Here is a 20417-nt window from a genome sequence, read left to right on the forward strand (position 1 = left end):
GACCGCGTTATGCGGCTTTTACAGTCTGAGAGATGATGTCGATGATTCTTTCCATCACGTCCATTAGATCGTAGTCTTTCGGAGTAAAGATTGCCTTGACTCCGAGTTTTAAAAGGGCGTCAAAATCGTTTGGAGGAATGATTCCTCCGAAAACCACCGGAATATCCGCTTTGTAGTGTTTTAGTTCGTTGAAAATCTGTTCCGCAAGTTCCAGATGGGAACCGGAAAGAATCGAAACTCCGATCACGTCCGCGTTTTCTTCCACCGCAGTTTGGACAATCTCCTCAGGTGTTAAACGAATTCCGGAATAGATCACGTCAAAACCCGCGTGTTTTGCCGAAACGGCTATCATTTCCGCTCCGTTGGAATGTCCGTCTAACCCTGGTTTGCCGACTACGATTTTAGGTCTGGAACCGTTTGTTTTGAGGAACGCTTCCACTTTTCCTCTTACTCGAATCACTTTTTCGGTTTCAAGATTGAGTTTTTGTCCTTCTACGCCGGTTGCAGGTCTATATTCTCCGAAGACGGATCTGAGAACGTCCGCCCATTCTCCCGTGGAGATTCCTACTTTTGCACATTCGATGGAAGCGTGCATTAGATTTTTACCTGCTTTAGCGTCCGCTTCAAGTTGTGAAAGAGCTTCTTTGACTTTGTTTGCGTCTCTTGTTGATTTTACTTTTGCAAGTACTTCCAAAGTTTCTTCTGCGGACTTAGGGTCCACTTTAAAAACCCCTCCGTCTTGATCAGTCATAAGTGGAGAAGGAGTTCCTTCAGTCCATTTGTTCTTACCTACGATGATGAGTTCGTTGTTGTTGATTTTTGCGAGACGTTCCGCTTGGGATTTCACGAGCTGGGATTTCATGTAACCGTTCTCGATCGCCTTGATTGCACCGCCCATATCGAGAATTTTCTGAATCTCTTTATAGGCTTCTTCTTTGAGTTCTTTTACTTTACTTTCGACTACTTTAGAACCTTCGAATAGATCCGGATATTCGAGAAGGTCGGTTTCATACGCGAGCACTTGTTGAAGCCTCAAGGACCACTGCTGATCCCAAGGTCTTGGAAGGGAAAGCGCTTCGTTCCAAGCTGGAAGCTGAAGCGCTCTGCAGCGTGCGTCGCGGCTCATGGTGACGCCTAACGCTTCGATGAGAATTCTCCACGCGTTGTTTTCAGGTTGTTCTTCGGTGAGACCGAGAGAATTCACCTGAACTCCGTAACGGAAACGACGGTATTTTTCCTGCTTTACTTGATAACGATCTCTCGTGATTTCGTCCCACATATCGGTGAAGGCGCGCATCTTGCACATCTCTTCCACAAAACGGATTCCCGCGTTGACGAAGAAGGAAATTCTCCCCACGCACTGTTCAAACTCGTCCGCGGTGAAACAATTTCTTTCCTTAATTGCATCGAGAATCGCCATTGCGGTTGCGAGCGCAAAAGCGAGTTCCTGCACAGGAGTCGCTCCGGCTTCTTGCAAGTGATACGAACAGATGTTAGACGGGTTCCACTTTGGAATATTTTTGAGGCAATATTCGTACATGTCCACGATGACTCGGATCGATTGGGTAGGAGGGAAGATGTAGGTTCCTCTCGCGAGATATTCTTTGATGATGTCGTTCTGAGTGGTTCCTTGGAGAAGGGAGATATCGACTCCTCTTTCTTGGGCGAGGGCGACGTAAAGGGACAAAAGATACATTGAGGTTCCGTTGATCGTCATCGAAGTATTCATCTCTTCGATCGGGATTTGGTTAAAAAGGATTCTGAAATCTTCCAAGGTATTGATCGGAACACCGACCTTCCCGATTTCCGGTCTTGCAATCGAATGATCGGAACTATAACCGCACTGGGTTGCCAAATCGAAAGCGATGGAAAGACCGGTTTGTCCTTTGGATAGATTTTTTCTAAAAAGTTCGTTTGATTCTCTCGCGTTTGTGTGTCCTGCGTACGTTCTGAAAATCCAAGCAGGTTCTTTGGAGGGTTTGCCGGATTTGTCGTATAGGATATGATTTTTATTTTCCATGAATTTTGTCCCGATTCGAGGTTCTCATTGATACTTCAAAATGTGTTGGTAGAATTTCACCCAAATTTTTATCCTTGCTCTGATTTCCGCAAAAACCCTACGAGCTCCAATGGACTTAGAAAGAAGTAATAAAGCCAACCTAATCTTCCTTTTCCTATCTGTGATCGGCCTTGCAGTCGTTCTTTCTGTACTTTACAACTGGTTCGGAGAACCCTTGAATCCGGAGGCAATGGAAATACTCGCCAATCTCCGTTCTTTAACCGAAGAAGGAAAGTTTTTCTCCGACCAACCTCCTCTTCCGTTTTTGGTTCTGAATCTTTGGAAATCGGTGACAGGACTCAACTATACCACGGCTTTGTTTACACTTTCCGCATTTATTTTTTCTTTGGGAATACATTTGATCGGATTGATTCTTCAGAGAGAAAAATGGAAACCGAATCATTATATTCTCTGTTATTTATCTGCGATCACTCCTCTGACTTATTCTATACCTCTGGTCTTGTATCCGGAATGTCTGAGTTTATTTTTTCTTTTGATTTTGTTTCTTGCATTTAGGATGGAGACTTTGGGTGACATATTCATTCTCATCGTTTGTATCCTTGGAAGTTTTTCCTCTCACTTTACGATCTTTTTAGTTGGTTTTACGATTTTCGTAGTGAAGGCGGGAACGTTAGGAATCCGTGAAAGAAAAAAACATCAATCCGTTTTTTTTAAGAGAAGGAATATTCCTCAATTAGTCCTGCTTGTGTATATGGGAATTTTCCTTACGTTGTTGACTGTTTTGGTCGTCACGAATTTCTACGGCGTAAATTCTTTCGAAATGTTCTACAAATTACTCTGGAGTTATCTTTCCAATTTTGGGCCTTTGTTTTTGATTTTATATACTGGAAACTTTCTTTTAAAATCCGAAAAAGAACTCAACACCGTGGCGGCGAGTGCGGTCTTGATCGTGATCCTTCTTGTGTCTGTTTATTTTTCAGTTAAACCGACATCTGGACTTAACGCGGCCAAACTTGGAGCATTTACGAAGGATCTTGTGAGTTTAAAAAATAGGGGAGTGATTCAGACGGACGAAAGAGTTTATACAAGTCCTTCCGTTTCGTCTTACGTGTATTTTCATTCTAAACAAAGATTACAATCGATTCGACCGAAAGAATGGAAAAATCGGGATTATCTGTTTCTTGAGGAAATCTGGCTTGCGGATAAAAGAGAGATGCTCAAACGATATAAGTTTAAAAATCCCCAATTCGTATTTTTGTCGGGAGAACAGATTTTAATTACCGGATTTCTGACGAAAGTTATCTCCGGTGAAAAGGAAAATACACAGATTAAGATTCAAGTTGAAAAAGCAAAAACTCAGCTTTCTTTGAAAACCGGGGAGAAGAAGCTTAACCGTTTTCTGACGGAAATATTTTCTACCTCTGTGTTAAGTCCGGAATTGAATCCTTGAAGTCGATCTGGAAAAAAAAATCGGCTGTAAAAAATAAGAACTCCGTTTCTAAAGGAAAGAATCCGGTGATATCCTTACCCTTCTATAAAGAAAAATTAAACTTCAAGTCGAATGGGAAACGGGAAGAGTCTTTAGAAAACGAAGATTTGGCCTTGGGGGCCAACGGCCTACCGTTTGAGGCTGCGTATTGGAGAGATATTTACGGTTCGGGGACAGACGTAGATGCCACGTTCAATGCAAAGGAACATGCACGTTATGCGAAATCCATTCTAAATTTGATGGAAATAAACGTGAATTCGGTGGCGGACTTCGGGTTCGGTAAAGGGATACTCTTAAAAGAAATGGTGAAAATCTTCAAGCCCGGAAGGGTCCTTGCTATCGATCCTTCCGAGCAGATGCTCGACGAACTTCTCGCTCAGAAATGGATTCGTGCATGGAATGTGTCCGTGTTGAACACAACTGTCCAGGAGTTGGATCTTACGTATTTTATTCATCTTCCATTTGATCTCGGTATCTGCAACTCCGTGGTTCAATACATCAAAGGTGATCTGAGACCTGTATTTGAAAAACTTCATAAAATTGTTAAGTATCTTTATTTCTCTGTTCCTACAAAGGAAGATTATATTCGAATGAAAAAAGATATCTACTTTGAAGATCCTTACGCTTACGTGAGAACCAAAAAACAATATCTCAAGGTCATCGAACCGTATTTTCGAAGAGTCGGTTTTAATTTTCTGGAAAGTAGATTGGTCGGGGATTCAAGATTTACGGATGAATTGTTTAAGGACGAGTGAGGTGTTGTATCCCTTCCCGCCATTCCTCACCGTAGTAGAGTAGTGGATTCCATCATATTTCTTAGAATTTTCTCCTGCTTCACCACTCCCCAGAGCTTCCAAGCCGATTACGTTCGCATTCTTCAAGAAACTGAATTCATCTAAATACAACTGACTGAATTCGGGTCGAATGTATCCGTAAGCGGAGAAAGCGGCCTTGACCAATCGATGATTTCCTTCTGCGACCTGATTGTGAACTCCATCCTTGCACCAACGATTCTTCGCTAACCTGTATCGATTGTCTTTTGACTTCGCGCTGTAGAGAACTGCCGAATCAGCACAAACATAGGGTTTCTGAGCCATTCTGCGAGTAAGCTTAGAATCAGAGTTAGGATCTAATCGAAAGTCTTGGAACTGCTTTTCTGAGATTTTGTAAGTGAGATCTCTGTAGATCGGTAAGAGATCGGAGCAAAGTAATTGGAATCTTCTCTTCAGTAAAGAATGCGGGGAGGATTCTTAAAGCACGTTTGATATAGAATTTCTTAAATTCAATTTTAGAATTTGCCTGCCATTCTTCCCAGAGTCCTTTCGAAATTAAGAATCCACTTAGAACAAAAAAGAGATCCACGCCCGTCCAAAGATTAAAATAAATTAAAGTCATTGAAAAGGGAAGATTTAGGATATCTTTCAAGCCGATTGCAAAATGGTTCAAAGGACGAAGCAAATTGCTAATGCCCTAATTCCATTTAAGGGTTTAATTTCTTGACTCTTGTCTTTGAAAAGTTCTTTGAAGAAAATTAACTTTTGTATTAGGTTTATCGGGTAAGTGTGGGATTGGTTTTCTGTCTGCATTGACTATGTAAAATGCTATTCGCTCTCCTAACTGAAGAGTGTTCGATTTACGTTAGTTTATTGCAGGAAGTTGATTAAATTTAAAAAATTGCAGTGTTGAAATACAAATGAGAGAAAATATTAATGCTAGATCAAAAAAGAACGGATTTTTCCGAAATATATGGGCTTCTTTATCATCTTTCAGCACTGCGCTATCTTAACGGTTCGGGCTTTATTTCTCAGGATGGAAATAACTATTTTCCAATGAAATGGGAATTAACATTACTTGCTGATGGTAATCATGATCTGCGATTGCATGTAGACGGAATTTTAAATATCGAGTATAATCCGAATGGTTTTTTTCGGGAATTAAAGCTAAGTGGGACTACTAGTGATAATAACTTTCATATTGCTTCAGACTCAATAGTAATACATGAGGTTCAGTCTAGAGTCTATCTTGCTTCGAGTAGAAGTGATCTTATCATTAAAAAGAATATTTTTTCTATAAAAAGTATTCGGGCTCATCTATTAAATTTCGACCCATTACTAATCCCGGATGATGTTGAGTTCAACGGTAAAAGTTTTCACTTTCGAAGACAGGAAAAATATATAGAGACTCTTTCAGCATTGAATGCGCGCCAGCTCCATCAGGGTTGTTTATATATTCTCGAATCAAGCGTTGGGGATAGTGGTTATGATGCATATCTCGATGATATTGAAAGTTTGAGTTGGATTTTATCTTTAACCCAACTTCAATCTATTGCGCCAATTTTAATCGAAGGGGTGGATAGTGAAGAGGCAACCTGTCTTTGTATTATATCTTCATTCGATGGTTTTAGGTATCATAAGCGCGATCTTTTGCGTCAAAAAAAGAATTCTATATCGGAATTTATTCGAGCAGTTGAAGCGAGAATAAAAAATTTTCCTAGAGAGCCTTTTCGTAAATCTATACATTGGATAACTAAAGCTGCTCAGAATGATCTTGTGGAAGTAAAATGGAGTAATTTAATTCTCGCTTTTGAGTATTTTCTCGGTTTTTATCTTGAAGTATCTTGCGGTTTAACATCTGAAGAGGTTCGAAAAATTAGATCTATCGAACAAAAATTAAAAAAGGCAAATGGTTGGCTTCGTTTTATTCCGGAAATTTATCTAAATGAAAAGCTACGAAAGGAAATTCGAAACCCACTCTTCCATTCAGGCGAAATATTTTCAATACCAATCGATGAATTAGCTGATCTATATTATAAATTTTTGGATCTATTGGTGCGAATTGTATTTAGAAGCCTGGGATATACTGGGAAATATTCATCGCCTTCGAGACAATTTAGAACATTCGATGTCTAAGCAGAAATATACTTGATACAGAGGTTTTCAATTTATTTTTCTTAAGATTCAATTCAGTAATATTTACTTTCTATAATAAAGCCACTAGAGAGCAAAACAAAAAGAATCCCGTAAAAGGATCTCTGGGTTTCTGAGAACATGCACGAGGAAAGATTATATTTCGAAGATTTAAATTTCGAAATATCCATGGAAAAATCTATGTGCTTTTCCTTTTTCTTACTTACTTCATTATAAAGAGCTCTGTATTTTCGTTCGTAACGAAGATATAAACTATCTAATATCCACAATGAAATCAATGGGGCAAGTATGAAAAAATATAGCACAGTCTTTGAATTTTTTGAAGAGAAAACGAATATCCCAGAAAGAATCGCTATTGTCCATGCTTTAATTAAAAAAGAATTGTTGTTCATTCGGGTGATAGTATTTTGAATGAATTCTAAGTGTTTGTGTTTATTCATTTTTGATAAATCAACAGTTGAGTCAAATTTTTTCAACTATATTTAGAGTCCGTCCCAAAACCATTCGATTTTATCAGAATCTCTGGTGATCGGTGTGATCGTTTTGGGACAGACTCTTAGTTTCTTTTTTATCATTCGATGTACGGATGAGTTTTTATCACCATTTTTTCTATATTGGTTGGGTTAATTAGGAGTATATAAATTATTTTAATAGATTATTTCGATAAATGAAAGAATTCTAAAATAGAGAATTCATTTATAAAGTTGCGTATAGATCAAATTGATTTAGTAATGCTTAGTATTATAATAAGCTCTTATTTAATATTCATCCATGGAGTCATTTGTGTATCCTTCCAAAATTGCCTCGTTATTCATTTGCTACAGTTTTGATCAAATTGATTGGACCAGAAAAATTGGAACCGAAATTAATACAATTTTTGATGGCAAGATTAATGCGTGGTGGGATGAAAGAAAGTCGACAGGAGACTATTGGGATAATGTTATAAAGGAGAAATTGTCTGAGGCTGATGCCTTTTTATTAATTCTTTCTTCAGGTTTTTTCAAATCGGATTATATTCAAAATACAGAATTGCCTATTATAATTAGAAGGCATGAATCCGAAAAAATCAGAATCATTCCTATTATTGCAACAAAGATTAATTTTGAACGATTCAATGAATTATGGTTAAACGAGATTGATGTTTTCCCGCATCGTGGCTTGCGAACAATTAGCGAAATACTTTCCGATGAAATAGATAATTGGATTAAAAACCTCTCCATTGAACCAGTGTGGCGAAGAATGGAAATAGAATTTAGGCGAATTAGCATAAGAGCTCTTGGTCGTCCATTTCAGTATGATCTGAGGCTACCGAATGGTTCTGGTTATATTATAGAGCGAAATGAAATTGAAGAATTAGAAAACTGGAACGTAAAGGAAAATGATCAAAAAATTGCTTTCTTGATTGGTGAGGCTGGCTCAGGTAAAAGTTCAATTCTTTATCGATATGCTTCAAGAAATGTCGAAACTGGAAGAATTTTGTATGTAGATGCGAGAGAGCATAGTAATACTAAAAATTATTCTGATTTTATTCAGGTGCTTGAAATTTTTTATGAAGAAGAAAATTTTTTCAAACAAATTGAAAAACTAGATTTTTTAACTATTTGTATAGATTCCTTAGACGTGGTTTGTTGGAATCCTAAAACTTTTAATTTTTTCCTACAATTGATCTATCGCCTATATTCGTTTTCGAATATTCGATTCGTTCTTGCCTGTAGAATTTTTGATTTAAAAAATAACGGAGATCTTTTAATTCTCAAGGATCAGTCCAAAGTTTTTCATTTGGAGAAGCTACCTCATGAAGTAACGGAGAGTATTTTACTCAAAGCTGGTTTTTCATTTCCTAATAAAGAAAATGAAAAGAATGAAATTCTTGAATTTTTTAGTCTGCCTCTCTATCTAAAAATGCTGTTTATGCTTAATGCATCAGAATTCTCTTCTCTGCTGAATCTTTCCAAGGAGACGACCTTATACGAAAGGATTTGGAATGATAAGGTAAATGGAAAAAATAAACATATAGACGAACGCTCATCACCACAGGAGAGGTCTATTTTTTGCTATCGACTTTCAGAACAATCACTAAATCAAAGGCAATTAGATATTCCTTTGTCCATTCTAAAAGATAGTGAAGGTTATACTATAGACGCCGATGAAGTTTTAAAAAGCGAAGGCTTCATCCAAGGGGAATTCGCACGAGGCTTTTTTCATCAAACTGTACTCGATCATGTAACAGTATACAGAATTCGTGAGAATGGGGAAGATCCTTATCAATTTGTTAAGAGCTATTTGAATGACTTTTTTTCGCAACCAATCTTGCGAGTCTATCTATCTTATCTACATCTTGAAATCATCCCAAGAATTCGAAAGGAATACATTCAAAGTATTGAGAAAATACTTATAGATAAAAATATTTTAAGAATTTGGAAATTAAATGTGATTCGGTTTTTAGCTGAATTAAGCATGCCCGTTCAAGATGAAATTGATTTATTGGATAGATTACTCATACCAGATTCTATATTCGAAATTTATTTTATTCAATATTTTCATCCGAATTGGCTGCCGGTTCTTCTAAATCTCAAATATACAGATCGATTACTATCATCAAAAGGTGGTATGGCTCATTTTCGTTTGTTAAAGGCCTTAACTAAAATAGCCGAGTCAAATAATGAATTGGACTATATTGTTTTATTAACAAAAGAATTATTTAAACATTTTCAGCTGAATTCGGCTCGTGATATTCACCTGCTTCTTCTATGGTTAAAAAAAGAAGATCAAATTAAGCTTTTTCCTCAATACGTAAATTATCTATCACATTCTGAAGCTGTTAAAGATGAATACGTTCGAATTTTAAGTAAAGATCACTGGGAACTTTTTCAGTCAGTTTTAACGGTATTTCCGGATTTAGTATTAAATTCAATTCTCAATGCGGAATTCGATTTTATTTCACATGAGAATAAGTTCGAAGACTTAATTCAAGGAATACTTGAAACTAATCCGAGCCTGATAGAGTCAATTTTAACTCATTTCGTAAATCTCCTCGTAAAAGAAAAGAAGATTTATTATAATTCTATAAGTTCTGAAGATGATTATATCACATATTCAAATTCTGAAGATGTGATAGGTGATAATAACTTGGAACTTCCCTACGAATCGGATATGGTTTGTGTTTACTATTATGATCAAAAGACCTTTTATCCCGAAACTACTGATCAAAATCAATATTGGGCAAAAGCAATTGAGTTATCTTGCATTTTGCAGGCAAAAAAAGGATCATCAGAATATCCTGTATTATATCGAAAATTATTAAACACCCCTTTTGAAACTCCTGTAAGGATTGCATTACTTTCCGCACTAGAATATAAAAATGAAAAGTTATATTTAAATTTTTATTTAAATCCAAATTACTTTAAACTTTCAAGTATAGGGCCAATACTTATTCAAAAATTATGCTATATTCGTGGTCGTTCATCTGATACTGAATGGTCTTCTATTGAGAATGCAATTCATTTGGTAGGCGCTTATCGTTCAACTCAATTCAGTAAGGATTCGGCGTCAAATTTTTATCTTGAGGTCAGAACTAGCTTACGAGATATTTCAGTTTCTCGAAAGATGCAAAGAAAATTCTTATGGGCCGAAGCGATATATAAAAAACGAATTAATAATTGGAATAAAGAAAATATCGATGATCCAGTAATAATTCCTGAAGTCATTGAATTGGAAGCAAAACCAGGTGGGATAAGCGATGTTGTAATTGCAGGAGCCGCTTTCTCTAAAGAGGATTATTTAAGTAAACCGTTACAAGAACGTTTGCAATTATTGATTGATCACGGACCTGGAAGCAAGAGCGATCGTTCTTTAGGTTCTTGGTGGGTTGAGAGTGGTCGTGTTATAGAGGGGCTTTATCTTAAAGATCCATTTTCTTTGCAGGAAGATCTCTGTCGTATAGCTGAACAAACGGAACTTCTACCTTACAGATGTTTTTTAATTAGAGCAATTACTACTTACATTCAGAAAAATTTCACAACTCGTTCGACTCATGATGAAAATTCGAAAAATAGAAGTGTAAGAGCATCTCGGGCAATTGAGGAAATGACTAAGAACGTTCTTTTGTTAACTGAAAAAGATCGATCCGATTTAGGAAGGGACTATTCGGTACCAATTTCAGATTTTCTACACTTTATTTGTGTTTCTTATGAGATTCTTTCGCCGGAAATTCGGAAATTGATTCGAGATCGATTTCATAATCATCTTCCAAATATTGTGGAGATAGAAGAACATCTTAAATCTGTTAAAGATGAGGATAGAGGATGGAATGCTTTGAATACTAGCGTAAATACGCGAATGGGTAAGGCTATCGAAGCGGCATCGATTATTCTTTATTTTGAAAAAGAGGCTCCGATTGAATTAGACTTGATACTAAGAATGTCAAAATCGAAAGAAATCTCAAATAGGGTGGGAGTAGCAGCCCGATTATTAAATCTTAAAAATGATTATCGTCAAACTGCTGAGCAAATCCTTCAGGAGTGGGATAAAGCTAAAGATTTAACATCACTTCAATTCGGGATTGGGTATTTTCAATATTTTCATCCTTCGGAAATTCCTAAAATCTTAGATTATTTGAATCGTTGGATTCAGTACGTTGTAGATGAAATTCAAAATGAAGGTGATAAGAAAAAACTTCCACACTATTCACTTAGTGCTGTATCTGTTAGATTATTATTGCGTCTTGCATCATCAGAAGAAAATGCGAGAGAGGTTCTGGAATTTATTTTTAATAATAAAATTTCTGAAACATATTTATTACGAATTATTGCAATACATTATATTTTAGATCATTGTATTGATCCTATAACAGAATATTATTTACAGCTTTTGGAACGGATGTCAATAGATCCTATTCCTGAAGTCCGAGTAAATATAATTCGAAGCATTTGGCAGAGTAAAGATCATTCGCAGGAAAGAGAGCGAAATAAAATCCATAATTATCCGGAATTAGCTCGAAAGTTATTTTTGAACGCAGTTGAAACAGGTGCCCTAAAGGACGGTTTTTTATCACATGTAATCTCTGAACATATTTCGCAAACATGGAAAGAGTCTCCCGAGTGGGCAGTTAAGCTTATGGAATTGATTATCCTGGAAAATAAAGTTGTTTATTATGAACATGATCTTTCTAATTTCGCGCAAACTATAAAAGCAATTTATCTATTTGAAAAAGAGCTTCAAACTAGATGTTCCGAATTATTAAATCATTGTATAGATAAAGGGTGGGATGGATTGGATGATTTATTTGGATTAGGTAGAGGCTGAAAGATAGAAAGATATATTTTGCTTTCACTGCACAAAACTTCTCCAAAGGTGCAGTTGAAAAGAATTTTCTTAATTAAAAGAAATTTGGATGAAAGTATTCACACAACTGTATATTGACTTGTTGAGTTAAATTCATATTAACAAATTAAGTTAGGGAAAATTCTTGCAGAGTATAATAGATTTAAATAGACAATTTAAGATTATTTCCAGGGATCAAAAAAACATCGATGATCAATTCGATTATTTTGATTTCACATCTTCTTTCATATTATGGTCAGATGTTCTGCAAAAGAGAAGAGTTATTGTTCTCGCCGAAGCTGGAACAGGGAAAACTGCAGAATTCAAAAACGTTGCAAAAAAATTAAGCATCGAAGGAAAATTTTCCTTTTTTCTAAGAATAGAGGATCTTTCAAAGAATTTTGAAAGTTCTTTTGAAATAGGTAGTCTTAGGCAATTTGAAGAATGGCTGTTATCAAAAGAAGATGCGTGGATTTTTTTAGATTCAATTGACGAAGCTCGATTGGAAAGCCCGAGAAACTTCGAATCCTCAATTCGAAATTTTGCTAACAGAATCTCTATAGGACTTAATCGTTCATACATATATATTTCAGGGAGAGTTAGCGAGTGGCGAGGAGACTCTGATTACAATTTAATAATTGAGAATCTTCCGAGTGGAAAAAATGAACTACTTGAAAGCAAAAACTTATCAAATACTGAAGGTCTTTCAAAAGAAAAAAATAATGAAGATTTAGAAATCCTTACTTTGCAATCATTAGATTGGGACAGGATCAATCAATTTATCGAAAAGAGCAATGTAGGGAACGGAACCGAGTTGTTCAATGCAATACAAGAAAATAGACTTTTTATATTTGCTTCAAGAATTTTAGATTTGAGCTTATTGATTATATTTTGGGAAAAATATAATCGCGTTGGAAACTATTCAGAACTTATCAATTTTTATTTAGAATTAAGTTTATTAAATGAACAAGACCCCACTAGGGATTCTTTCCTTCCTTTAACGCCTGAACAAGCTCAAAAGGGAGCAGAAATTGTTGCAGCTTCTTTAATTCTAACGAATAATTTTCGAATTCAAATTCCAGATTCAAAAATTCAAACGAATGGTATAAATTTAAGAATGCTATTATTTAATTGGGAGGAAAACCATAGACGCGCATTACTGAATCGACCAATATTCGATGACGCGACATACGGAACAGTCAGAATTCATCACCGAATATTTAGAGAGTATTTAGCGGCCAAGTGGTTTCTGAGGATTCTTAAAAACGGAAAACTTGAGCAGGAAATTATAAATGCATTTTTTAAAGAAAAATACGGTATTATGGTACTTAATCCTAAACTGAAATCGGTTATACCGTGGATTGCATCGGAAAATGAGAAAATTCTAAAATTAGTTCTTCAGGTATCACCTGAGATTATGATAAATGAAGGTGATTCAAGCATTTTAACAATGGAGCTACGACAAACTGTAATTGAACGTGTATGCTCGAATTTATCGAAAATTGAATATTCTACTCCTTCATTTGATATCCACACTTTGCAAAACTTTTCTCATTCGAATTTAGGAGCTAAAATTGTAGAATTATATGAAATACATAACAATAATATTGAAATTAAAAATTTATTATTAAGATTAGTATGGCAAGGACGTCTTTCAGATTGTTTAATATTAGAAAAAAATGTTGCAATTGATATTTCTCAAAATGATTATACACGAGTTATAAGTATTCGGGCTCTCGCTGAAATAGGAAGTGAAAACGATATTCGAGAAATTGTCAGTTATTTTACGAATCAAGAAGAAGAAAATAATGCGGAAGTAATTGGTTCTTTAATTGGTGAATTTGGATCGAAATATATTAGTATTCCTGATTTAATTCTGTTAATCAAAAAGTTCCCTAAGCCATCTAATAAAGAATTTCTTAATTTAAGTCATCGTATTAAGGATTTCATTGCAAAGTGCAATGCCAGTGAGGTTCCAAGTTTCATTTTATTTATTTCGAGACTATTAAAATTAGAATTAATTCAAGATAAATACAATAGAAAGGAAACTACAGATTATTATTGGTTATTAGATATTGGAAAATTAAGTTGCCTACGACTAATAAAAATTAAGGATATGAATTTAATTTCAGAACCTGTAATTGGATTCTTATCTTTAGTTGCAAACTTTCATCCTTCGCACTATTATTCTATGTTTCATTTAGAAAGTCTCTATGAGATAAATTCAATTTGGTCTGAACTAAATTTGAAATTATTTTTGTATGATATAGAAAAATCTAAAGAGCTATTAAAAAACTCTAATCCGCAACAATTGAATTATTGGACACAAGTAATATTAGGTAGAAAATATTGGAAATTTGGTATTGATGATTTTGATTTTCTCTTTCATCAATTAATATATCAAAAGAATCTTGAATACAAATTGGTCATATTTTCTTTACTGATTCATTTAGCCGATTCGAGCGGGAAACCCGATGCTTTGATTTTTAAATTGAAAAATGTCACAAACAATATTTATGAATTGGAGGTGATGTTAAGTGGATTTTTAAACCCAATCATAAATGAAGAAACAAGACTTTCAATTCAAGAAATTCAGAGAATTAATCATGAAATCGAGCAGGAACGAATTGAGCAAGAAATTAATGAAACAAAATATAAGCAAAAAATATTAGAGCAAGTAGATGTGCTAAGAACAATCAATTATGAATCTAATAATGCATTTTGGAAAGTTGTATATTATTTTTTTAAAAAATTGAGAGCTTATGATTCGATTGGTCGTCGTGAAGATATCAGCTCAATTGAAAAACTGAAATTAGAATTTGGAGAAAGCGTTACTCAATTATATATCGATTCAGCCATTAATTATTGGAGAAACGGAAAACTTTATCTTAATTTTGAAAAAAATACAAGATATACTTTAGATATTGAATTTGGATTCAGTGGGATCGAATATGAGGTAAATAAAAATCCCGATTTTCCAAATTATTTAAGCTTAGAAGAGGCCACAGTGGCATTTCGATTTGCCTTTAAAAAAATGGAATATTTTCCAGATTGGTGTGCAAAAATATTTATAAGATTTAAAAATGAAATTCAAAATTTGATTTTGATGGAGCTAAATTGGGCTCTTTCAAATGAAACTGATTATGCTTTAAATATTGTATATAAAATAGCAGATTTATGTAAGGAAGATGAACGGATAAGAGATGATTTATCTCGACCATTATTTGAACTTTTTATAAAAGGATCACCGAACTCTATTCAAATTGAGAAAGAATTTATGAAAATATTTCTATCTTCACAATTAATAAATAACGTTGAATTATTTAATATATCAAAAGGGAAATTAAATCAGAATCAAGAATTGAATATGTTAGAAGAAGCTTATTGGCTTGCAATAATGTTTGCAACCGACGGTATCAAATCATTTGAAGTTCTAGAAAATAAGCTTAACGGATTGAATATATTAAGTATGTCACAAGCTACTGAATATTCTATGAGATTTATAGAATATTTAATCGGAAATTCAGGCGTTGGGCATAATATTATGAGACGCGAATTTCGAACGGTCGAAGGATTGAATCGACTGTATTTACTTCTAAGAGAATATATAAAACCGGAAGAGGATATGGATAGAAGTAAAGATGGTATTTATACGCCAACATTAAGAGATGATGCTCAGAATGCGAGAGGAAGACTTATCGAGTATTTAGAAGAAATTCCCGGAAAAGAAACATTTATTGCCTTAAAGAACCTCGCCGAAAAAGAAACTAATTTTGAATTAAAGGCATATTTATATAAATCATCATCAAAAAGAGCTACATTGGATGCTGATTTTCATCACTGGAGTTTAGAGGAAATCAGGGAATTGGGAAATTACGAAAATTTCTGTCCGAAAAATCATTTTGAACTTTTTGAACGGATCGTTTCAATAATCGAAGAGATAAAGTTGGAAATTGAAGATGGTGATTTTAGTGATGCCGAATTGCTTTTGCAGGCTGAAAATGAAAGAACAATTCGTCAATATATTTCAAGAAGATTAAATGAACGATCAAACCAATTTTTCAAAATTACTCAAGAAGATGAATTGCCAGATTCAAAACGTCCCGATATTCGGATACATGGAATAGGAATAGTCGGGCCCGTTCCAATAGAATTAAAAATTGCTAATTCGTGGTCAGGTCCAAATTTAATTGAACGTTTAGAAAATCAACTTTGTGGTGATTATCTTCGAGATCAAAATTCAAATTGCGGAATTTATCTTTTGACCAATACAATTAAAAGTAAATCGGAGGAAAAAAAATGGAAATATCAAGACCAAACTATAAGCTTTCAGAAATTAATTTTTAATCTTCAAGACCATGCTGATAAATATATTCAACATAAAAACAATATAGAAAAAATTAAAGTAATTGGAATTGATTTCACTATCCGAAAGAAATAATATTTGTTTTATTGAATTAATAAATATTTAGAAACCTAAATAAATTTAAGCTACTGCAGGATGATATAGTACTGTTTGATTCGCTTATATCTAATATCACTCAATGGTTGTAAATAGTAGATAGAAAATTCGGTAATCATACTTGTCGGTTGTTAGAGTTGGAAATATTATACGAACAACTAATATCATTTTCATAGAAGAGTGTTGACTTTCTCTTGAATCGATTATAACTGAAAGATTATCTAATTGCATGAAAATTATTAAAGCTCTTGTTCTTGCGGTGCAGCTTGGTAAGATATTTACTTTCTCTCGCTCTGATATTAGAAAAATATCTACAGCGCCATCGACTTACCTGCAGAAATTTGTTAACAAGTTTGAATCTGTGTTAAATTCAAATTTAGTAAACGGAAATTTGAATATAGAGATTAAGGCTGAAATAATTCAAATTTTAGAAAACATTTCATACACAGATCTCAAAAAGAGTATTGCAGTAGAGCATCGAAGATTACGAATAAATTTTAGGACAAATGGAAGAGTTAAGATTTTGTATTCCTTAATAAAGAAGGCGGAGCGGCAGAATTCCTCTTTATTACTGGAAGTTTTAGATCAATCGTTCGAAGACTATCAAAATAATAGTATGCAAGTATTTACTTGTGTCGAGCAAATTCAAAAACTTGAAAAAGATATAAAAGAAGAAGTGGCCCGGGGAGCGATTTCTGTTGTTTCTGAAATTGCCGAACCGGCTTATAAAAATTATTTAATATCGATCTCAAAGCTATTTTCTTTGGCGACTGAAACTAAATTCGTAAATTTAACAGGTTCTTTAGGGACTTTGGAAAGGAATATTAAAATTCAACTACCTGTTGATCATCATATCTTATTATCTTCAGATATTAGCTTAATTAGAAATGCGAAGGCGCATAGTAGCTGGAGTTATGATGCTAAGAATGAAGTCGTTATAGTTCGTAATAAGCTTAAAGCGAAAGAGGCTGAGTATTCTTCTTCTGATTTAAAAATAATCGCGGAAGAACTGATTTTTAACGTTGTTCATTTAATTCCTGCTACTTTAAGTTTAATATTTTTAGAACGGTATTCGTTCGATCCAAGTTTAAGTCGAGAGACTGTTTTAAGCATATTGGAAGAATTGAGGAAAAATACTTGAAATACCTTCTTAAATACAAACTTTTTCATAAAGTAGGCGCGACTCTCTATTTCTAAACGAAAATGACTGCTGAAGAAAGATCTACACTTGAGCTAATTTTAAAAAGCACGCTTTCGGCTTGTGAAAAATCTATTAACAATGTAAAGTATGATAAAGACGATCGTTATCAGTTTACAGTTGCCCTTTTGTTGTTAAGAGTATATGAACAGACCCATTCGGTTTTGACACTTTTGATCTCTGGGTTAGATTCTTCTATTCCGGTCATTTTTCGAGTAATTTTATAAGCGAGTATCGATCTTATCTGTCTTCCGAAAGGGAAGCTCGAACCAGTTGTTGAATCAGATGTATTCTGAAGAATCTTTAAAAATTGCATTTGCAGATTTAGAGAAACTTTCTTCTATCATTCCGAAGAATACTTCAGATTACAGAATCATTGAGAACTTTAAAAAAGCAGGTTATCGTGAAGAATATGATTTTTACTATCGTCTTCTTAGTTCTTTTACTCATAATAATTTAATTGGTCTTGTGGATCGCCACGTAATTTATGAAGATGATCAATTAACAATATTTAAACCTTTGCGATTTGACTTAGCAAATATGATGGTCGATTCTCTTTGTGGTTTGTTCATTTATTCGTTTGTCGAAGGATTTAAGGCCTTGGATTTAGCGATTCCAAACGATTTAAAAGAAGCAGCAGAAAGTTTGGTAAAGCATAGGATGACCAGCGGAGAAGAAAAAATCTGAAGTTTAAGTTAAATGACAGTTGAGCTTGAGGTTCGCAGAATAAAGCTTGTTTACATATCTCCGCTTATGTAAACATTCGTTTGATTTTGGCCTGAAGACACTATCAAAAATATTGATTAACTATATGTCCTTATAAACTTGGGTTTAATGAGAAATTACCGCTTTGTAAGAAATATTTTAATCTTATCTTTATTTCTTCTTATTGAATGTAACTGTGATAAGCCATCCGAGAGCTCATCTACATTCGAACGCATACCTGAAAGCAATAAACTTGAAAAAGTTGATGATGATATTGGAATCATTATCGAAAAGTCTGGTTTAATTATGAAGACTGATTCGGATATGTCTTCCAAGACGATCATAAAAATTCCGTTTGGCAAGCAAGTAAAGATACTTGGAAAGTTGGATAAGTATATTAAATTATCCAGTACATCAACAGGCGCATGGTATAAAATTGAATATTTAGATAAGATTGGTTGGTTATTAGGTTCATTCGAAAGTCTTGGGCTCACCGAACACGCAAGCTATGATTTGTTTGTTGTTGCAGCGTCCGGTTTAAATATTTATGAATTCCCAAACGAGAAAAGTATTGTAATTTGTAAGGCAATAAATGGAGACGTTCTAAAATTGTCGTCAACGGGTTTTCATGCTGATAAAGAGAACGGTTATAACTGGAATTTTACGACGATTAATGGGAAGATCGGCTACTTTCTTGAGAATAATTTAAATACGATAAGTTATTCTTTAGAAGAAATTGCAAAAGCATCATTCATTGGAATGAATTATAGAGGCAATGTTCCTGGCTGTAAAAGCAACTCCGGTGCAATTCTTGAAGATTCAAGAATTCCGAAAGAAAAAGCCTATTCCGTTAGCTTAGAAGAGTGTAAAGGTGTTAAAAAGATCTTTATAGAAAAGCAAATTAAATATATCGGAAGAAGTTCAGTCTCTGAAATAGTGGAAATAATTGATATAAAAGAAAGCCTGAAAAGTAAAGGGGATCAGTTCGCTGTATTGGATTTTGCGGAGTACGTATGTGTTAAGGGTGATTCGTTTATTCCTGTAGCTATAATAAATTTGGAAAAACACAGAAAACCTGAGGATAAAAACGAAACAAATTATCGTAACGTAATAAAGGTATCTTGGGAATACAATTCGAATTCAGGGAGTATAAAAAAAAATAGATTCGAGCCAGGGATATTGCTATAAAAGACCTGAAGATCAATACTGATAGCAGCTTAAAAAATTTCCTTTAAAGTCATTGAATAAGAATCCATTCAACTGCACAAAAATTCCTGGGAAAATGCAGTTGAAAACGTGTTTGCTGCAAATTTAAGAATTGAGCGAGTATTCTATATTTGGAGTTCTCTATCTAAACAATAATTGCAATACTTTGGTGACTTCTATGTACTTTAAACCACGAATATTTATTATTTATGCTTCGAATCTAAACCTAATTAGAGGTAATGAAAGTATTTCTGAGCTTATAGGATCTCTTGGAGCGGATGTTGTTACAAATGAAAATAATATGTCTTTATTTGCCTATCAACAGGGGATGAAAAAGGCCGATTTTATTCTATTTGTCGCTGATAGATCTAACTTCATTTCTTCAAATACAAAGACTCTGAGTTTTCCTAAGGAGTGGATATTTGCAATGAAGCTTGATGTTCCTAAGTATATTTATATTAAAGATACGAATTTTATCAAATTGGAAGATTCTATTAAAGGATTAATGGGTAGTGATGATTTTGTTAATGATATTTCAATTTTTTTTTATGAAACTACCATTGAATTGGCAGAGAAAATCAAATCTCAAATATTTATGATTTACCATAGTATTACTGTTAATCAAATTAATGCTAAATATTTACCAAGAGAAAATATTCAAAAATTAATTTATGAATACGATAACACTCTTGCATTGGAGATAATGCCAGGCATGGATGAGTTGCGAGAATATGAATCAAAGGGCGATATTGACTTTGTTCGAACGGATATTTTAAGCCATTATTTATCCAGTTTCGATACTTTGCCGATAGTTGATTACGAAATGCAATATTTTATACAAAAAGAATGGAATAGCAGATTACGATATTTTTTGCAGGATTTTAAATTATTCAAGAAAATTCAAAATGAAAGTTTTGAAACTTATGGAGAACCAAAAACTTTGAAATTAGAGAGTATTCGAAAAATATTTAAATATCGAACATTAAAAACTAATCAGAATATACGGAAGGCGAAGAAGCATCTTAAGGATTCCTTTACGTGGTATGAGCATCTGAAAAGAGCTATTCTTTCTCAGTGAAGATAATGTA

14 protein-coding genes are annotated in these 20417 nt (G+C 34.1%); 10 read left to right on the forward strand and 4 right to left on the reverse strand.

Annotated elements, in window-relative coordinates:
* Window positions 1–7: 7 nt before the first annotated feature.
* Window positions 8–2020 carry a protein meaA gene (locus LEP1GSC190_RS17750; RefSeq protein WP_002749493.1) on the reverse strand — a complete coding sequence of 671 codons (2013 nt, stop codon included), beginning with the start codon at window positions 2018–2020 and terminating at the stop codon, window positions 8–10.
* 109 nt (window positions 2021–2129) lie between these two features.
* On the opposite strand from LEP1GSC190_RS17750, the gene LEP1GSC190_RS17755 reads away from it, so the two are divergent.
* Window positions 2130–3470 carry a hypothetical protein gene (locus tag LEP1GSC190_RS17755; RefSeq protein WP_002749572.1) on the forward strand — a complete coding sequence of 447 codons (1341 nt, stop codon included), beginning with the start codon at window positions 2130–2132 and terminating at the stop codon, window positions 3468–3470.
* A 65-nt stretch (window positions 3471–3535) separates the two neighbouring features.
* Entirely contained in the window at window positions 3536–4264 is a 729-nt protein-coding gene (locus LEP1GSC190_RS17760; RefSeq protein WP_173380618.1) for a class I SAM-dependent methyltransferase, read from the forward strand.
* On the opposite strand, the gene LEP1GSC190_RS17765 is transcribed toward LEP1GSC190_RS17760, so the two are convergent.
* Together LEP1GSC190_RS17765 and LEP1GSC190_RS17770 are read right to left on the reverse strand one after the other, a co-directional pair.
* The gene (locus tag LEP1GSC190_RS17765; protein ID WP_420844320.1) at window positions 4229–4606 is read right to left on the reverse strand and encodes a hypothetical protein; all 378 of its coding nucleotides are present in this window, start codon (window positions 4604–4606) and stop codon (window positions 4229–4231) included. The two genes, LEP1GSC190_RS17760 and LEP1GSC190_RS17765, sit on opposite strands and share 36 nt — an antisense overlap.
* 25 nt (window positions 4607–4631) lie before the next feature.
* A complete protein-coding gene (locus LEP1GSC190_RS17770; RefSeq protein WP_002749570.1) occupies window positions 4632–4967 on the reverse strand; it encodes an acyltransferase family protein in 336 nt (111 codons plus the stop codon).
* A 251-nt stretch (window positions 4968–5218) separates the two neighbouring features.
* Here LEP1GSC190_RS17770 and LEP1GSC190_RS17775 point away from each other — a divergent pair, with 251 nt between their 5' ends.
* On the forward strand, window positions 5219–6418 hold the full coding sequence (locus LEP1GSC190_RS17775) for a hypothetical protein (protein WP_002749514.1): 1200 nt from the start codon (window positions 5219–5221) through the stop codon (window positions 6416–6418).
* A gap of 53 nt (window positions 6419–6471) precedes the next feature.
* Here the strand turns inward: LEP1GSC190_RS17775 and LEP1GSC190_RS17780 are convergent, their stop codons facing one another.
* Window positions 6472–6876, reverse strand: a complete 405-nt coding sequence (locus LEP1GSC190_RS17780; protein ID WP_117344731.1) for a DUF3278 domain-containing protein — start codon at window positions 6874–6876, stop codon at window positions 6472–6474.
* Between the two features lie 343 nt (window positions 6877–7219).
* On the opposite strand from LEP1GSC190_RS17780, the gene LEP1GSC190_RS17785 reads away from it, so the two are divergent.
* The 7 genes from LEP1GSC190_RS17785 (at window position 7220) to LEP1GSC190_RS17810 (ending at window position 20407) form a co-directional block, all read left to right on the forward strand.
* Window positions 7220–11740: a TIR domain-containing protein gene (locus LEP1GSC190_RS17785; RefSeq protein WP_002749303.1), complete on the forward strand. Its 4521-nt coding sequence runs from the start codon at window positions 7220–7222 to the stop codon at window positions 11738–11740.
* Window positions 11741–11903: 163 nt separating this feature from the next.
* A complete protein-coding gene (locus LEP1GSC190_RS17790) occupies window positions 11904–16199 on the forward strand; it encodes an NACHT domain-containing protein (RefSeq protein WP_002749593.1) in 4296 nt (1431 codons plus the stop codon).
* A 250-nt stretch (window positions 16200–16449) separates the two neighbouring features.
* On the forward strand, window positions 16450–17361 hold the full coding sequence (locus LEP1GSC190_RS17795) for a hypothetical protein (protein ID WP_002749629.1): 912 nt from the start codon (window positions 16450–16452) through the stop codon (window positions 17359–17361).
* Between the two features lie 62 nt (window positions 17362–17423).
* Window positions 17424–17645, forward strand: a complete 222-nt coding sequence (locus LEP1GSC190_RS19520; RefSeq protein ID WP_002749334.1) for a hypothetical protein — start codon at window positions 17424–17426, stop codon at window positions 17643–17645.
* Window positions 17646–17703: 58 nt separating this feature from the next.
* A complete protein-coding gene (locus tag LEP1GSC190_RS19970; protein WP_162882191.1) occupies window positions 17704–18105 on the forward strand; it encodes a DUF5677 domain-containing protein in 402 nt (133 codons plus the stop codon).
* A 138-nt stretch (window positions 18106–18243) separates the two neighbouring features.
* Entirely contained in the window at window positions 18244–19311 is a 1068-nt protein-coding gene (locus tag LEP1GSC190_RS17805) for an SH3 domain-containing protein (protein WP_036048601.1), read from the forward strand.
* 196 nt (window positions 19312–19507) lie between these two features.
* Window positions 19508–20407, forward strand: a complete 900-nt coding sequence (locus LEP1GSC190_RS17810; RefSeq protein WP_002749243.1) for a hypothetical protein — start codon at window positions 19508–19510, stop codon at window positions 20405–20407.
* The last annotated feature ends 10 nt before the right edge of the window (window positions 20408–20417 follow it).

It is taken from the genome of Leptospira mayottensis 200901116 (genome assembly GCF_000306675.2).
GTDB classification, from domain to species: domain Bacteria; phylum Spirochaetota; class Leptospiria; order Leptospirales; family Leptospiraceae; genus Leptospira; species Leptospira mayottensis.

Coding starts and splice junctions, on each gene's coding strand:
- LEP1GSC190_RS19520 (WP_002749334.1), top strand. CDS start 17,424: ATGACTGCTGAAGAAAGATCTACACTTGAGCTAATTTTAAAAAGCACG.
- LEP1GSC190_RS17750 (WP_002749493.1), bottom strand. CDS start 2,020: ATGGAAAATAAAAATCATATCCTATACGACAAATCCGGCAAACCCTCC.
- LEP1GSC190_RS17765 (WP_420844320.1), bottom strand. CDS start 4,606: ATGGCTCAGAAACCCTATGTTTGTGCTGATTCGGCAGTTCTCTACAGC.
- LEP1GSC190_RS19970 (WP_162882191.1), top strand. CDS start 17,704: ATGTATTCTGAAGAATCTTTAAAAATTGCATTTGCAGATTTAGAGAAA.
- LEP1GSC190_RS17775 (WP_002749514.1), top strand. CDS start 5,219: ATGCTAGATCAAAAAAGAACGGATTTTTCCGAAATATATGGGCTTCTT.
- LEP1GSC190_RS17795 (WP_002749629.1), top strand. CDS start 16,450: ATGAAAATTATTAAAGCTCTTGTTCTTGCGGTGCAGCTTGGTAAGATA.
- LEP1GSC190_RS17810 (WP_002749243.1), top strand. CDS start 19,508: ATGTACTTTAAACCACGAATATTTATTATTTATGCTTCGAATCTAAAC.
- LEP1GSC190_RS17780 (WP_117344731.1), bottom strand. CDS start 6,876: ATGAATAAACACAAACACTTAGAATTCATTCAAAATACTATCACCCGA.
- LEP1GSC190_RS17755 (WP_002749572.1), top strand. CDS start 2,130: ATGGACTTAGAAAGAAGTAATAAAGCCAACCTAATCTTCCTTTTCCTA.